This is a genomic window from Acidovorax cavernicola (assembly GCF_003581445.1).
In genome coordinates, this window is record NZ_QXMN01000002.1 from 106,297 (window position 1) to 120,704 (window position 14,408).

The 14,408-nt window shown below is 68.0% G+C and carries 15 protein-coding genes and 1 other RNA gene; 7 read left to right on the top strand and 9 right to left on the bottom strand.

Going from position 1 to position 14,408, the window contains the following annotated elements; translation table 11 throughout:
* Positions 1-9 precede the first annotated feature (9 nt).
* Together mobA and moeA are read left to right on the top strand one after the other, a co-directional pair.
* Complete coding sequence (mobA, locus tag D3H34_RS03340) at positions 10-642, top strand: molybdenum cofactor guanylyltransferase MobA (protein ID WP_286185413.1); 633 nt, start codon at positions 10-12, stop codon at positions 640-642.
* A complete protein-coding gene (gene moeA, locus D3H34_RS03345) occupies positions 639-1,952 on the top strand; it encodes a molybdopterin molybdotransferase MoeA (RefSeq protein WP_119552036.1) in 1,314 nt (437 codons plus the stop codon). Before mobA ends, moeA begins: the two co-directional genes overlap by 4 nt.
* A gap of 13 nt (positions 1,953-1,965) precedes the next feature.
* On the opposite strand, the gene rnhA is transcribed toward moeA, so the two are convergent.
* Both rnhA and D3H34_RS03355 read right to left on the bottom strand, forming a co-directional pair.
* Complete coding sequence (rnhA, locus tag D3H34_RS03350) at positions 1,966-2,415, bottom strand: ribonuclease HI (protein WP_056580165.1); 450 nt, start codon at positions 2,413-2,415, stop codon at positions 1,966-1,968.
* Positions 2,416-2,470: 55 nt separating this feature from the next.
* Positions 2,471-3,244 (bottom strand): class I SAM-dependent methyltransferase, encoded by a 774-nt coding sequence (locus D3H34_RS03355; RefSeq protein WP_434057673.1) that lies wholly within the window; start codon positions 3,242-3,244, stop codon positions 2,471-2,473.
* Between D3H34_RS03355 and gloB the strand changes: the two genes are divergently transcribed.
* The 3 genes from gloB (at position 3,243) to D3H34_RS03370 (ending at position 7,452) form a co-directional block, all read left to right on the top strand.
* Positions 3,243-4,022: a hydroxyacylglutathione hydrolase gene (gene gloB, locus D3H34_RS03360; protein ID WP_119552038.1), complete on the top strand. Its 780-nt coding sequence runs from the start codon at positions 3,243-3,245 to the stop codon at positions 4,020-4,022. The genes D3H34_RS03355 and gloB overlap by 2 nt on opposite strands.
* Entirely contained in the window at positions 4,019-5,617 is a 1,599-nt protein-coding gene (locus tag D3H34_RS03365; protein WP_119552039.1) for a transglycosylase SLT domain-containing protein, read from the top strand. Before gloB ends, D3H34_RS03365 begins: the two co-directional genes overlap by 4 nt.
* Before the next feature lie 74 nt (positions 5,618-5,691).
* Positions 5,692-7,452, top strand: a complete 1,761-nt coding sequence (locus D3H34_RS03370) for a monovalent cation:proton antiporter-2 (CPA2) family protein (protein WP_119552040.1) — start codon at positions 5,692-5,694, stop codon at positions 7,450-7,452.
* 18 nt (positions 7,453-7,470) lie between these two features.
* Here the strand turns inward: D3H34_RS03370 and D3H34_RS03375 are convergent, their stop codons facing one another.
* From D3H34_RS03375 to dnaX, 7 genes are all read right to left on the bottom strand, one after another.
* The gene (locus D3H34_RS03375; RefSeq protein WP_119552041.1) at positions 7,471-8,304 is read right to left on the bottom strand and encodes an ABC transporter permease; all 834 of its coding nucleotides are present in this window, start codon (positions 8,302-8,304) and stop codon (positions 7,471-7,473) included.
* Complete coding sequence (locus D3H34_RS03380; RefSeq protein WP_119552042.1) at positions 8,301-9,116, bottom strand: ABC transporter ATP-binding protein; 816 nt, start codon at positions 9,114-9,116, stop codon at positions 8,301-8,303. The genes D3H34_RS03375 and D3H34_RS03380 overlap by 4 nt, the downstream gene beginning before the upstream one ends.
* 53 nt (positions 9,117-9,169) lie before the next feature.
* Complete coding sequence (locus tag D3H34_RS03385; RefSeq protein WP_119552043.1) at positions 9,170-10,207, bottom strand: ABC transporter substrate-binding protein; 1,038 nt, start codon at positions 10,205-10,207, stop codon at positions 9,170-9,172.
* Positions 10,208-10,345: 138 nt separating this feature from the next.
* Positions 10,346-10,738, bottom strand: a complete 393-nt coding sequence (locus D3H34_RS03390) for an MAPEG family protein (RefSeq protein WP_119552044.1) — start codon at positions 10,736-10,738, stop codon at positions 10,346-10,348.
* 51 nt (positions 10,739-10,789) lie between these two features.
* A complete protein-coding gene (gene recR, locus D3H34_RS03395) occupies positions 10,790-11,380 on the bottom strand; it encodes a recombination mediator RecR (RefSeq protein ID WP_056580157.1) in 591 nt (196 codons plus the stop codon).
* Positions 11,381-11,387: 7 nt separating this feature from the next.
* Positions 11,388-11,720: a YbaB/EbfC family nucleoid-associated protein gene (locus D3H34_RS03400; protein WP_007836669.1), complete on the bottom strand. Its 333-nt coding sequence runs from the start codon at positions 11,718-11,720 to the stop codon at positions 11,388-11,390.
* Between the two features lie 73 nt (positions 11,721-11,793).
* Positions 11,794-13,656 carry a DNA polymerase III subunit gamma/tau gene (gene dnaX / locus D3H34_RS03405; protein WP_119552045.1) on the bottom strand — a complete coding sequence of 621 codons (1,863 nt, stop codon included), beginning with the start codon at positions 13,654-13,656 and terminating at the stop codon, positions 11,794-11,796.
* Between the two features lie 114 nt (positions 13,657-13,770).
* Between dnaX and ffs the strand changes: the two genes are divergently transcribed.
* Both ffs and D3H34_RS03415 read left to right on the top strand, forming a co-directional pair.
* An RNA gene (ffs, locus tag D3H34_RS03410) (signal recognition particle sRNA small type) lies at positions 13,771-13,867 on the top strand.
* Positions 13,868-13,968: 101 nt separating this feature from the next.
* The gene (locus D3H34_RS03415; protein WP_119552046.1) at positions 13,969-14,397 is read left to right on the top strand and encodes a GNAT family N-acetyltransferase; all 429 of its coding nucleotides are present in this window, start codon (positions 13,969-13,971) and stop codon (positions 14,395-14,397) included.
* Positions 14,398-14,408: the final 11 nt, after the last annotated feature.

Here is a 14,408-nt window from a genome sequence, read left to right on the forward strand (position 1 = left end):
GGTGCCGCAATGGCCATCGCCCGGGCCGACATCACGGGCCTCGTGCTGGCCGGTGGCCGGGGCACCCGCATGGGTGGGATCGACAAGGGCCTGCAGCTGTTCCAGGGCGAAGCGCTGGCCGCGCATGCCGTCCGACGGCTGCGCCCTCAGGTCGGCCGCGTGCTGGTCAATGCCAACAGGAATTTCCCGGCCTATGAGGCACTGGGCGTGCCAGTGGTCGCCGACAGCCTGCCCGACCATCCCGGCCCGCTCGCCGGCATGCTGAGCGGGCTCGAACACTGCGCCACGCCCTGGCTGCTCACCGTGCCCTGCGACACGCCGCGCTTTCCGCCCGACCTGGCGGCCCGGCTGGCCGCGGCCCTGGCTGACGGCGGGGACCATGCCCGCATCGCCATGGCCAGCGCTCCTGAAGTCGGCCCCGACGGCCTCACGGTGCTGCGCCGCCAGCCGGTGTTCTGCCTGCTGCATGTCGAACTGCGCGACAGCCTGCAGTGCTTCATCGAAGACGGCGGCCGCAAGGTCGGTGCATGGACCGCGCAGCATGGCGCCGTGACCGTCCCCTTCGACCGCCCGGGCGACGCCCCCGACGCTTTCTTCAACGCCAACACGCCGGCTGACCTGCAGGCCCTCGAACACCCATGAGCCGCATCGCCGCCATTGCCGCCGACCTCGCGGACTACGACGCGGGCGACCTCGACGTCGACACCGTCGCCGCCTTTCTCGCCCGCCTCGTGGCGCCCCTGGCCGTGGCCGACACCGAGGAGGTCACGCTGCGCGACGCGCTCGACCGTGTGCTGGCCGACGACCTCGTCTCGCCCGTGAGCGTGCCGCCGCACGACAACTCGGCCATGGACGGCTACGCCTTCGATGGCGCCCTGCTGCCGGCCGACGCGCCCATCGACCATTCGCTCACGCTGCGCGTGGCGGGCACGGCACTGGCCGGCTCGGCCTGGCGCGGCGCGCTGGGGCCGCAAGAGGCCGTGCGCATCATGACCGGCGCGATGATGCCCGCCGGCCTCGACACCGTGATCCCGCAGGAGTTCTGCAAGGTCGACGGCGACCAGGTCTGCTTTCCGGCCCGCGTGCTGCGGCGCGGCGACAACCGCCGCCTCGCAGGCGAAGACCTCATGCAGGGCCAGCCGGCGCTGCGACGCGGCGAGCGCCTGTCGCCGGCCGCGCTCGGCATGATTGCGAGCCTGGGCCTGTCGCGCGTCACGGTGCGGCGCCGGCTGCGCGTGGCGTACTTCTCGACCGGCGACGAAATCCTCTGCCTGGGCGAGACGCCGCGCGAAGGCGCCGTCTACGACAGCAACCGCTACACCCTGTTCGGCCTGCTCACACGGCTGGGCTGCGAGGTGGTCGACCTCGGACTGGTGCACGACGATCCGGCCACGCTGGGCGCGACGATGCAACGCGCCGCGCGCGAGGCGGACGCCATCATCACCAGCGGCGGCGTGAGCGCCGGCGCGGCCGACCACACGCGCGATGTGATGCAGCAGTTGGGCGATATGGCCTTCTGGCGGGTCGCGATGCGGCCGGGACGCCCACTGGCGGTGGGGCTCATTCCGAGCCCCGACACCCCGACCACGCCCGCAGTCCTGTTCGGCCTGCCGGGCAATCCGGTGGCGACCATGGTCGCCTTCCTGGCCTTCGTGCGGCCGGCGCTGTTGCGGCTCATGGGCTGCCACGACGCAGCGGCAGCGCCACCGCCGCTGCTGCGCGCACGCAGCGCCGGCCCCATCCGAAAGAAGCCGGGCCGCACCGAGTACCAGCGCGGTTTCGTGAGGCAGGTGCCGGGGTCGCTGCCCGAGGTGCTGGTGGCAGCGCACCAGGGCTCGGGCGTACTGAGTTCGATGCTCGAGGCCAACGGGCTCGTGGTGTTGCACCACGATCAAGGCCATGTCGACGCCGGCCAGGAAGTCGACGTGATGATCTTCGAAGGGCTGATCTAACCGGTCGGATCCTTCAGATCCGGCCCAGGGCCTTGTCCACGCCCTTGTTGGCCAGCATGTCGGCCCGCTCGTTGCCCGGGTCGCCCGAGTGGCCCTTGACCCAGCGCCATTCGATCTGGTGACCGCCTTCGGACACCAGCTTGTCCAGACGCTTCCAGAGTTCGACGTTCTTCACCGGCTCCTTGCTCGCAGTGACCCAACCCTTGGCCTTCCAGCCGCGGATCCATTCGGTGATGCCCTTGCGCACGTACTGGCTGTCGAGGTACAGCAGCACCTTGCAGGGCCGCTTGAGCGCGGCCAGGCCTTCGATCACGGCCGTGAGTTCCATGCGGTTGTTGGTGGTGTTGAGTTCACCGCCGAACAGCTCTTTCTCGGTGGGGCCCGACTTGAGCCACGCGCCCCAGCCGCCCGGTCCCGGGTTGCCCTTGCACGCGCCATCGGTGTAGATCACGACTTCGTTCAAACTGACTTTTCCTTCTTCTGCCGAAACGCTCGGCGTTATCTCTGTTTCTGTTCGTTCAACGGCCACCCGGGTCGCCGTTGCGATGCACCTTGCCCGCGATCGGCACGGGCGCCGTCGCCCGCGCGCCGCTGCGGCGCCAGTCGGCACTCAGCATCCGCATGCCCCGCACCCGCTTCACGGCCACCAGGAAGTAGGCCGCGCCGAAGATCGGCCACCAGCGCTCGCCGGCGGCGTCCATCCAGCGCGAGCGCTCCAGCCAGGCTTCGCTGCGCACGGCCGGCCGGTAGATGCCGAAGCGACCCGACTCGACCTCGAAGCTCAACAGCCTCAGCCAGTCGCGCATGCGCCAGTAGCCGATGAACTCGCCGGCCTCGGGCAGGAAGGTCTCGCCCAGGCCCAGCCGGCGGTAGAGCTGCCCGCGCCGCTGGCGCATGCCCCAGAGGCTGGTCGGGTTCAGGCCGCAGATCACCACGCGGCCCTCGGGTACCAGCACCCGCTCCACCTCGCGCAGCGTGGCGTGCGGATCGGGACTGAGTTCCAAAGCGTGCGGCAGCACCACGAGGTCGAGGCTGTTGGCCGCGAACGGCAAGGCGGCGAAATCGGTCACCAGCGTGGCCTTGCCGGCCCGCACCGGGTCGGTCAGGGCCAGCCAGCGGTGCGGCATGCGGTTGGCGCGCAGCCCGTCGACCTCGGCGGCCCCGAGCTGCAAGGCGTGGTAACCGAAAACATCGGCCACCGCCTCGTCGAACTGGGCCTGTTCCCAAGCCAGGAGGTAGCGGCCGGGGGGGGTCGCGAACCAATCCTGCAAACCTATAATTTGACCGCTCATGACCCTTGTTCCGCTGCCCGCTTTTGCTGACAACTACATCTGGATGCTGCACGACGGGCACCACGCCATCGTGGTGGACCCGGGCGATGCCCAACCGGTGTTCGATGCGTTGGCGCACCACAAGCTGCAGCTGGCCGCGATTCTAGTCACGCACCACCACGCCGATCACACGGGCGGTGTGGCCGCGCTGCACGCAGCCACGGGCGCGAAGGTGTGGGGCCCCGCGCACGAGCGCATCCCCGGGCCCTTCACGCCGCTGGTGCAGGGCGACGTCGCGCAGGCCCTGGGCCTGCGCTTCGAGATCATCGACGTGCCGGGCCACACGGCCGGGCACATCGCCTACTTTCTGCCGGCCTCGGCCGCGCAGGCACCCGTGCTGTTCTGCGGCGACACCCTCTTCTCCGGCGGCTGCGGCCGCCTGTTCGAGGGCACGCCCGCGCAGATGCTGGCCTCGCTCGATGCGCTCGCCGCGCTGCCCGGCGACACCCGTGTGTGCTGCGCGCACGAATACACACTTGCTAACCTGAAGTTCGCCCGCGCCGTGGAACCCGGCAACGACGCGCTGAGTCACTACAACGCGCGCTGCGAAAGCCTGCGCGCACAAGGGCAGCCCACGCTGCCGTCGCAACTGGCGATCGAACGCCAGATCAACCCCTTTCTTCGCAGCCGCGAAGCCACTGTCCTTCGAGCGGTGCGGGCCCACGCCGAGCTTTCCGCGGATGCCGCCGAAGCCGAAGTGTTCGCCGCGCTGCGCCAATGGAAAAACGACTTCCGATGAAATTTATCGTTGCCACCTGCCTTGCAGGCTCACTGGTACTCGCGGGCTGCGCGGGCACGGACAACAGCGCTTCTTCCTCCTCCACCGCCAAGGCCGGCGCCTCCGCCGGCGGCACGGGCGCCCGCCCGTCGGGCAGCGCCACGCCGGTCTATCCGCGCGACAGCCACCTCAGCCCCCTGACCAGCGGCCAGGCACGCTCGCAGAGCGTGGTCACGCTGGCCCCGCCCACCGACATGTGGGACCGCATCCGTCGCGGCTTCAAGATGCCCAACCTGGAGAGCGACCTGGTGCGTGACCGCGAGCAGTGGTACGCCAGCCGGCCCGACTACATCCAGCGCATGACCGCACGCTCGGACAAGTACATCTTCCACATCGTCGAGGAACTCGAACGTCGCAACATGCCGACCGAGCTCGCGCTGCTGCCGTACATCGAGAGCGCCTTCAACCCGCAGGCCGTGTCGAGCGCGCGTGCCGCCGGCATGTGGCAATTCATGCCCGCCACGGGCAACGACTTCGACCTGAAGCAGAACATCTTCCGCGACGACCGCCGCGACGTGGTGGCCTCCACCCGCGCCGCGCTCGACTACCTGCAGAAGCTCTACGGCATGTTCGGCGACTGGCAACTCGCGCTGGCCGCCTACAACTGGGGCGAAGGCAGCGTGGGACGCGCCATCGCCAAGAACCAGCGCCTGGGCCTGCCCACCACCTACAGCGACCTGTCGATGCCGGCGGAGACCCGGCTTTACGTGCCCAAGCTGCAGGCCGTGAAGAACATCGTGGCGAATCCGCAGGCCTTCAACACCGAGCTGCCGCTGATCGCCAACCACCCCTACTTCCAGACCGTGGCGCTCACGCGTGACCTCGACGTGGAACTGGCGGCCAAGCTGGCCGACGTGCGCATCGAGGACTTCCGCGCACTCAACCCCGCCGCCCACAAGCCCGTGCTGATCGCAGCCGGCACCTCCGAGATCCTGCTGCCCTGGGACAACGCTGCGGTCTTCAAGCGCAACTTCGACGCCTACTCCCAAGGCCAGTACGCCAGCTGGACCGCCTGGGTCGTGCCCTCCACCATGACGGTGGCCGACGCCGCCCAGCGCTCGGGCATGAGCGAATCGGACCTGCGCGCGCTCAACAACGTGCCGCCGCGCATGCTGATCAAGGCCGGCTCCACGCTCATCGTGCCGCGCGGCGCGCGCGTGAAGGAAGACGTGGCGGCCGTCGTGGCCGATGGCGGTCACCTGAGCTTCCAGCCCGAAATCATCACCCGCCGCACCACCGTCAAGGCCGGCCGCTCGGACAACGTGGCGAGCATCGCGCGCCGCTACAACCTCAAGCCCGCGGCCGTGGCCGACTGGAACGACGTGAATCAGAACCACGCCTTCAAGCGCGGTTACAGCGTGGTCGTGTACCTGCCGGTGCGAGCCACGCCGTCGGCGCGTGTCGGTTCGGGCGCGGGGCCCGCGCGCGGCCGTGGCGCCGCGGTGGCAACATCCAAGCGTGGCGCACCGGTCAAGGCCGTCTCGCGCAGCAGCAGCGCCAAGCAGGCGGTGGTGCGCCAGCCGCGCGGCGGCACGCCGTCCAAGCGCAAGCGCTGACCCCCGCCCTGCCGGCGGGCGGTGCCGGGCCCGGACGACGATAAGAGATAAGAGCGATATCAGGAGGACAGGCCATGGCAGTCGAAGGAAGCGCGGGCGATCTCATCAAGGTCGTGACGTTGTTGGGTGCTGCCGTCGTGGCCGTGCCGCTGTTCAAGCGGCTCGGGCTGGGCTCGGTGCTCGGCTACCTGGCAGCGGGCCTGGCCATCGGGCCCTTCGGCTTCGGCCTCTTCACCGACCCGCAGACCATCCTGCACACGGCCGAACTCGGCGTCGTGATGTTCCTCTTCGTGATCGGGCTCGAGATGCGGCCCTCGCACCTGTGGAGCATGCGGCGCGACATCTTCGGCCTGGGCAGCCTGCAGGTCGTGGTCTGCGGCATCCTGCTGACCTGCGTGGGCATGGCCTTCGGCTTCCCGCTCGCCGTCTCCTTCGTGTGTGCGATGGGCTTCGTGCTCACCTCGACCGCCATCGTGATGCAGCTGCTCGGCGAGCGCGGCGACATCGCCGCGCCGCGCGGCCAGAAGATCGTCGCGGTGCTGCTCTTCGAAGACCTGCTGATCGTGCCGCTGCTGGCCATCGTCGCCTTCATCGCGCCGGTGGATGCGGCGCAGGACGCCATCGCTCCCTCGCGCTGGGTCGGTGTCGGCATCGCCGTGGGAGCGCTCGCGGCGCTCGTTGCGGCCGGTATCTGGCTGCTCAACCCGCTGTTCCGCATGCTGGCGAATTCCAAGGCGCGCGAAGTCATGACGGCTGCGGCATTGCTCGTGGTGCTGGGCGCGGCGCTGCTGATGCAGGTCGGCGGCCTGTCGATGGCCATGGGGGCCTTCCTGGCCGGCGTGCTGCTCTCCGAATCGACCTTCCGCCACCAGCTCGAAGCCGACATCGAACCCTTCCGCGGCTTGCTGCTCGGCCTCTTCTTCATCGGCGTGGGCATGTCGCTCGACCTCGCGGTGGTGGCGCAGAACTGGCAACTCATCGTCGCGGGCGTGGTGTCGATGATGGTCGTCAAGGCGCTGTGCATCTACGGCGTGGCGCGGCTCGCCAAGAGCTCGCCCGCCGACGCGCTCGACCGCGCCGTGCTGATGGCGCAAGGCGGCGAGTTCGCCTTCGTGCTGTTCTCGTCGGCGCTGGCCTCGAAGGTGATCAGTCCGACGGTCAACGCCAACATGACGGCGGTGGTCGTGCTGTCGATGGCGCTCACGCCGCTGGTGGTGCTGGTGCATCGCCGCTTCGCGCCCACCGTGCAGGCCTCGATGGAAGGCGTGGAAAAGGCCGAGGAGCTGGCCGGCAACATCCTCGTCATCGGCTTTGGCCGCTTCGGCCAGATCGCCATCCAGGGCGCGCTGGCGCGCGGTGCGTCCATCTCGATCATCGACAACGACACGCAGGTGATCCGCGACGCGGCCGACTTCGGCTTCAAGGTCTACTACGGCGACGGCGCGCGCGCCGACGTGCTGCATGCGGCGGGTGCGCACAACGCCCGCGCGATCATGGTGTGCATCGACAACCGCGCCTTGGCCACACGCATCGCGGAACACGTGAAGGCCGAGTTCCCGCATGCCCACCTGATGGTGCGCGCCTTCGATCGCGAGCATGCGGTGGAGCTGGTCAAGCTCGACGTCGACTACCAGATCCGCGAGACCTTCGAGTCGGCCATGGCCTTCGGCCGCCAGGGCGTGCTCGCGCTCGGTGCCACGCCCGACGAAGCCGACGAGGTGATCGACGACCTGCGCCGGCGCGACAAGGAGCGGTTGGCGCTGGAGATGTCCGGCGGCCTCTTCGCGGGGCGCGCGCTGGTGCAGGTCAACACCGAGACGCGCCAGCAGCACTGACGGCGCCGAACGCGCGGCTCAGAGTTTTTCCGTCTCTCCGCTGCGCGGCTGCCACTTCATGAGCCGCTTCTCGATCAGCCCCACCAGCCCGTCGAGCGCCAGCGCAAACGCCGTGAGCACCACGATGCCTGCGAAGACCGTGTTCACGTCGAAGGTGCCTTCGGCCTGCAGGATCAGGTAGCCCACGCCGCGCGCCGAACCCAGGTACTCCCCCACCACCGCGCCGACGAAGGCCAGGCCCACCGAGGTGTGCAGGCTGGAGAACACCCAGCTCGTGGCGCTCGGCAGGTACACCGTGCGCAGCAGCTGCCGCTGGTTGGCGCCCAGCATCTTCGCGTTGGCCAGCACCACCGGACTCACTTCGCGCACGCCCTGGTAGACGTTGAAGAACACGATGAAGAACACCAGCGTGACCGCCAGCGCCACCTTGCTCCAGATGCCCAGGCCGAACCACAGCGCGAAGATGGGCGCCAGGATCACGCGCGGCATCGAGTTGGCGGCCTTGATGTAGGGGTCGAGGATCAGGCTCGCCGTGGGCGCCAGCGCGAGCCACAGGCCGCAACCCAGCCCGAGCGCCGTGCCGATGCCGAAAGCCAGCACCGTTTCGAGCAGCGTGGTGCCCAGGTGGCGGTAGATGTCGGCGTTGCCTTTCAGGCCTTCGGGAAACAGCAAGTTCGGCGGCACCTCGAACGGCAGGAACCAGCTCCAGATGCGCCCCGCCACCACGATCGGCTGACCAAGGAAGAACGCGATCTGGTCGTTGCGCGACGCGACATGCCACAGCACCAGGATCAGGGCCAGCAGCGCAAGCTGCCAGAAGCGCGCATGGCGTGCGTCCAGGCGCGGCATCATGCGGCCTTCCTCAGTTGCTGCGCGTAGCCCTTGAGCACTTCGTCGCGCAGCACCTCCCAGATCTGGCGGTGCAGTTCGACGAAACGTGGCTGCGTGCGCACCTCGGCCACGTCACGCGGACGCGGCAGGTCGATCACGAACTCGCCGATCGGCCGCGTCGCCGGGCCGGCCGACAGCACCACCACGCGATCGCTCATCGCGATCGCCTCGTCGAGGTCGTGCGTGATGAAGAGCACGGCCTTCTTCTTCGCGCTCCACAGTTCGAGCACTTCGTTCTCCATCAGCTGCCGCGTCTGCACATCCAGCGCGCTGAAGGGCTCGTCCATGAGGATGATGTCGGGGTCGAGCACCAGCGTCTGCGCCAGCGCCACGCGCTTGCGCATGCCGCCCGAGAGCTGGTGCGGATAGCGATCACCGAAGCCCGAAAGCCCCACCCGCGCGAGCCAGGCTTCTGCCTGCTCGGTCGCCTCGGCATCCGAGACGCCCCGGTATTGCAACCCCACCTTCACGTTGTCGATGGCGCTGCGCCAAGGCATCAGCGCCTCGGTCTGGAACATGTAGCCGGCGCGCTTGTTGACGCCCGTGAGCCCCTGGCCGAAGACCTTCACGCCGCCCGACGACGGCTCCAGCAACCCCGCCCCCACATTCAGCAGCGTCGACTTGCCGCAGCCCGTGGGGCCGACCACCGACACGAATTCGCCGGCCCCGATGCGCAGCGTGGTGTCGTCCACCGCCGTGTAGCGCTGACCGGGATCGTCCTTCGAATGGAAGGTGCAGCGGATGGAGATGAGTTCGAGTGCGTAGTCAGACATGAGGGCCAGGATTAAAAAACCCGGCCTAGGCCGGGTCGCGGAAACGTTCGCAGTCAGGCTTTGAACCTGTCTTTCGCACGCTTTGCAAAATCATTGGTGTAGGTCTTGGCGAGGTCGATCTTGTCGGCCTTCACCGCGGTGTCGAAACTCGCAATGGCGTTGAGCGCGGTCTTCGGCCCCTCGGCCGGCACGAGGCCGTCGGTGGCGATGGACTCGCGCACCTTGTCGAACGACGCGAGGTACAGCGCGCGGTCCCCGAGCAGGTAGGTCTCGGGCACAGTCTTGATGATGTCGCCGGGCCCCGCCGTCTGCAGCCACTTGAGGCCGCGCACGATGGCATTCGCCAGCGCCTGGCAGGTGTTGGGATGCTTCAGCACGAAGTCGGTCGGCGCATAGAGGCAGGCCGCGGGCATCGGCCCGCCGAACACCTGCTCGGTGCCCTTGAGCGTGCGCGTGTCGCTGATGATCTTCACGTCGCCCTTCTGCTCCAGCATCGTCATCACCGGATCGGTGTTGCTGATGGCGTCGATCTGGCCCGAGCGCAGTGCGGTGAGCGCGCCGGCCGCCACGCCCACGCCGATGAAGCTCACGTCGCTGGCCTTGAGGCCGCCGCGCGAGAGCACGAGGTTGGCCACCATGTTGGTCGACGAGCCCGGCGCCGACACGCCGATCTTCTTGCCCTTGAGGTCCTGGATGCCGGTGTAGCCCGCGAGGTTCTTGGTCGACACGCCCACCGCGATCTGCGGTGCACGGCCCTGCAGCACGAAGGCCTGGAAGAACTGGTTCTTGGCCTGCAGGTTGATCGTGTGTTCGTAGGCGCCCGAGCAGACATCGGCCGAACCGCCCACCACGGCCTGCAGCGCTCGTGCGCCACCGGCGAAGTCGGAAATTTCGACCTCGAGGCCTTCGGCCTTGAAGTAGCCGAGCTGCTCGGAGATGGTGAGCGGGAGGTAGTAGAACGCCGCCTTGCCGCCCACCGCGATGGAGACCTTGCTCTTCTCCAGCTTGGCCTGCTGCGCAAAGACCCGCGGCAATGCAATCGCTGCTGCGGCCACTGCGGAGGCGGAAATGAGGGTTCTGCGATGAAGCATGGCGCGGTCCTGCGGGCTCTGTGATTCTTGTGAATTGAATCGAGCTTAGGCGTGCGCGCCGCCGCCCTGCATCGGGGTGATCCCGTGCGGGTTTTCACGTAAGCATGAAGGCCTCTTGGAGAAGCCTTCGCCAACGCGTTATCGGGCCAGAAAAAGTATCGCGATATTGACCAGAAACGCGAGTGCCCAGACCGCACTGCGCGCACTCGCCGCACCACGGATGTACAGGCCCAGGTAGATCACGCGCAGCACCACATAGGCCACCGCAAGCATGTCGAGCCGCGCCTGCGCCACGCCGAGTTGGTGCGCAATGAGTACTGCGCCGATGAAGAACGGCAGGCCTTCGAAGCTGTTGGCCTGCGCACTGTTGGCACGTGCGCGCCACCCGCTTTGCTTGGCGGCCCAGTCGCGCGGATGCATGTTGTCGCGCGGACCGAAGCTGCCCGCCTTCGCGATCCATGCCGCCAGGTACGGCAGGCCGCAGGCGATGAACACGCACCAGTAGGCGACGGTGAGCAGGGAGAAGGTCATGGTGACGACAACGAAGAGAAAGAACGAACGCGGCCTTGAACAGGCCGCGCTTCAGCGACGATCGACCAGCGCGTGCGCGATGGTGCCGAGGTCGACGTACTCAAGCTCGCTGCCCGCCGGCACGCCGCGCGCGAGACGCGTCACGGTGAGCCCGTGCTGCTTGAGCGCTTCGCCGATCACGTGCGCGGTGGCCTCGCCTTCGGCCGTGAAGTTGGTCGCGAGGATGACCTCGCTCACCGTACCGTCGCGTGCGCGGTCGAAGAGCTTCTGCAGGCCGATGTCCTTCGGCCCGATGCCGTCGAGTGGACTGAGCTTGCCCATCAGCACGAAGTAGTAGCCGCGGAAAGCGCCCGTGCGTTCGAGCGCGGCCTGGTCGGCCGGCGTCTCCACCACGCACAGCTTGGAGCCGTCGCGCCGCGAGTCCATGCAGACATGGCAGATCGGCGCTTCGGTGAAGGTGTTGCACAGCTCGCAGTGCCGCACCTGGCCCGCTGCCTGCTGCAGCGCACGCGCGAGCAACTGCGCGCCCTCGCGGTCGTGCTGCAGCAGGTGGAACGCCATGCGCGAGGCCGACTTGACGCCGACACCGGGCAACCGGCGCAGCGCATCGACCAGCGCGTCGAGCGAACTGGCGTCTGCCATGCGCCGCTTAGAACGGCAGCTTCATGCCGGGCGGCAGACCGGGCATGCCGGCCGTCAGCTTGCCCATCTTCTGTTCGCTGGTTTCCTCAGCCTTGCGCACGGCGGCGTTGAAGGCGGCAGCCACGAGGTCTTCGAGCATGTCCTTGTCGTCGGCCAGCAGGCTGGGGTCGATGGTGATGCGCTTGACGTCGTGCTTGCAGGTCATGACGACCTTGACGAGACCTGCACCGGATTCGCCCTCGACCTCGATGTGCGCCAGTTCTTCCTGGGCCTTCTTGAGGTTGTCCTGCATTGCCTGTGCCTGCTTCATGAGGCCGGCCAGTTGTCCTTTGTTGAACATCGTTGGTCCTGTCTTTGATGGGTTGGTGATGGAAAGAATACGGTCGAAAAATGCGGCGATTGTGAGGCCGCGTTCAGAGGGGCTTCAGCGATCCGGGCACGATCCTCGCATCGAAGTCGCGCATCAGCATTTGCACCTCGGGGTCGCTGCGGATGGCGTCTTCGGCCACGCGCTGACGCTCCTCGGCCGCTTGCTTGTTGCGGCGCGCCGGGCTGTCGACCACGCCGCCGATCTCGATGACCAGCTTCACATTGTGGCCGAGGCCCTGCAGCGCCGCCGTGAGCTTCTCGCGGCTGGCGGGCTGGTTGAGGGTTTCGCGTTCGATGCGCAGCATCCACTGGTCGGTGTCGCGCGCCACCAGTTGCGACTGCAACGCGAGCTCGCGCGCCAGCGCCGCCACGCTCTCGGCGGCGACGAGCTGCATGACCGTGGCGTGCCAGAAGTCGCCCTCTTCGCTCGGCGGGATCGGGGTGTAGGTGCTGCGCTGTTCTTCTTCGCGCGGCACGTCGCGCTGCCCGGGTGGTGGCTGCACGCGGATCGGCACGCCGACCACCTGGGCCGCCGGGGCATCCGGTGCGTCCTGCGCTGTAGGCCGGGGCATCGGCTGTCGCTGCGGGGCATCGACCACCGCCAGCCGCTGGCCGGCCGGCGCGGATTGCACGGGCGGTTGCGAAACAGCAGGTGCGGAAGGCGCGGCGATCGGCGCCGCGTCGGGTGTGGAAGGCCGGGTAACCGGGGCGGCTTCGCGTACGTGAGCCCGCGGCGCGGCGCCCCCGGCGTCATTCAGAGTTTTTTTTTCCGCGGAGGCCGTCGAAGCAGCCGCATTGGAAGGCTTGAAGGCCAGCAGCCGCAGCAGCACCATGGTCAACGCCGCGTACTCGTCGGGCGCCAGACCCAGCTCGCCGCGCCCATGCAGGCACAGGCTGTAGAGCAGCTGCGTCTCGTCGGCGGGCATCAGCGACGCCAGGCGCGCCGTGTCGGCCGCGTCGGGGTCGGTGGCCGCATCGGCCGACTCGGCGCGCGAGGGCACAGCCTGCAGCACCGCCATGGCCTGCAGCACCGCCGTCATCTCTTCGAGCGTCGAGGCGGCGGACATGCCGTCGCGGCGCAGCGCCTCGGAGGTGTCGACCACGGTCTTGCCGTCGCCGCCCGCCAGCGCCTCGATGAGGCGGAACACATGGCCGCGATCGACGCTGCCGAGCATCTGGCGCACACCCGTTTCAACCAGTTCGCCGTTGCCGAAGGCGATCGCCTGGTCGGTGAGCGAGAGCGCGTCGCGCATCGAGCCGCGCGCGGCGCGCGCCAGCAGGCGCAGCGCCTGCGGCTCGGCCGGCACCTGCTCGGTCTGCAGCACGGCCGTGAGGTGTTCGAGCACCGTCTCGGGCGCCATCGGCCGCAGGTTGAACTGCAGGCAGCGCGACAGCACCGTGACCGGCACCTTCTGCGGATCGGTCGTGGCCAGCACGAACTTGAGGTACTCGGGCGGCTCTTCGAGCGTCTTGAGCATCGCGTTGAATGCGGTGTTCGTGAGCATGTGCACTTCGTCGATCATGAAGACCTTGAAGCGCCCCTGTACCGGCTTGTAGACCGCCTGCTCGAGCAGCGACTGCACTTCGTCGACGCCGCGGTTGGAGGCCGCGTCAAGCTCGGTGTAGTCGACGAAGCGGCCCGAATCGATGTCCTGGCAGGCCTGGCACACACCGCACGGCGTGGCCGTGATGCCGCCCTGCCCGTCCGGGCCCTGGCAGTTGAGCGACTTGGCCAGGATGCGCGACACCGTGGTCTTGCCCACGCCTCGCGTGCCGGTGAACAGATAGGCGTGGTGCAGGCGCTGCGTCGTCAGCGCGTTTTCCAGCGCCTGGACCACATGCCCCTGACCGACCATCTCACCGAAGGTTTTCGGACGGAACTTGCGAGCGAGCACGAGATAAGACATTGCGGGCATTCTAAAAGGCGCGGCGGGGGTGACTTCACACTGGTTTCCCCATTCGACGGGAAATGATTCACGCCCCGGCAAAGGGGGCAAATCCGCGCGGTTAGAATGCACGCTGACGGGCCTCCCTGCATGGTGAAGTGGCCAACCGGGTCAGGTGGGGAACCAAGCAGCCCTAACTGCGTAGTCAGTGCCAGGGGTAAGGCTCGTCAACCTAACATCAGAAAGCCGTGAGTTCCCGGAGAACTCACGCGCTGTTTCCAGGGGTTACGGCCCTCTGGAAACCCAACCTCCCAGAACTTCGCGCAGCCCACCATGAACGTGGACATCCGGCCCGCCCGCCTCAACGACCTCGAGGCGTTGACACGTCTGGACACCGTGGCCGCGCACGATGAACGTCGCGCCGTGCAGATCAAGGGCTGGATCGAGGATCGCTTCTGCCATGTGCTCGAGACGGATGGCGACATCGCCGCCTACGGCGTGCTGCACCACCACTTCTTCGACTGCGGCTTCATCGAAATGCTGATGGTCGGCGAGAAGTTTCGCCGCAGGCGACTCGGCCTGAGGCTCGTCGATCACTTCCAGTCGATCTGCGAGCGCCCCAAGCTTTTCACCTCCACGAACCGCTCCAATGGGGCGATGCAATTGCTGCTGAAAGAAGCCGGTTTCAGGGAGAGCGGCCACATCGAGAACCTCGATGCAGGCGACCCCGAGCAGGTGTTCTTCTGGCCGTGCGAGCGCTGAGCGGGCCTTGC

Excerpts from the sequence above, each read along its gene's own strand:
- gloB (WP_119552038.1), top strand. The coding sequence starts at position 3,243 with ATGACCCTTGTTCCGCTGCCCGCTTTTGCTGACAACTACATCTGGATG.
- D3H34_RS03400 (WP_007836669.1), bottom strand. The coding sequence starts at position 11,720 with ATGTTCAACAAAGGACAACTGGCCGGCCTCATGAAGCAGGCACAGGCA.
- dnaX (WP_119552045.1), bottom strand. The coding sequence starts at position 13,656 with ATGTCTTATCTCGTGCTCGCTCGCAAGTTCCGTCCGAAAACCTTCGGT.
- D3H34_RS03380 (WP_119552042.1), bottom strand. The coding sequence starts at position 9,116 with ATGTCTGACTACGCACTCGAACTCATCTCCATCCGCTGCACCTTCCAT.
- D3H34_RS03415 (WP_119552046.1), top strand. The coding sequence starts at position 13,969 with ATGAACGTGGACATCCGGCCCGCCCGCCTCAACGACCTCGAGGCGTTG.
- D3H34_RS03375 (WP_119552041.1), bottom strand. The coding sequence starts at position 8,304 with ATGATGCCGCGCCTGGACGCACGCCATGCGCGCTTCTGGCAGCTTGCG.
- D3H34_RS03355 (WP_434057673.1), bottom strand. The coding sequence starts at position 3,244 with ATGAGCGGTCAAATTATAGGTTTGCAGGATTGGTTCGCGACCCCCCCC.
- D3H34_RS03385 (WP_119552043.1), bottom strand. The coding sequence starts at position 10,207 with ATGCTTCATCGCAGAACCCTCATTTCCGCCTCCGCAGTGGCCGCAGCA.
- recR (WP_056580157.1), bottom strand. The coding sequence starts at position 11,380 with ATGGCAGACGCCAGTTCGCTCGACGCGCTGGTCGATGCGCTGCGCCGG.
- D3H34_RS03370 (WP_119552040.1), top strand. The coding sequence starts at position 5,692 with ATGGCAGTCGAAGGAAGCGCGGGCGATCTCATCAAGGTCGTGACGTTG.
- moeA (WP_119552036.1), top strand. The coding sequence starts at position 639 with ATGAGCCGCATCGCCGCCATTGCCGCCGACCTCGCGGACTACGACGCG.
- D3H34_RS03365 (WP_119552039.1), top strand. The coding sequence starts at position 4,019 with ATGAAATTTATCGTTGCCACCTGCCTTGCAGGCTCACTGGTACTCGCG.
- D3H34_RS03390 (WP_119552044.1), bottom strand. The coding sequence starts at position 10,738 with ATGACCTTCTCCCTGCTCACCGTCGCCTACTGGTGCGTGTTCATCGCC.
- mobA (WP_286185413.1), top strand. The coding sequence starts at position 10 with ATGGCCATCGCCCGGGCCGACATCACGGGCCTCGTGCTGGCCGGTGGC.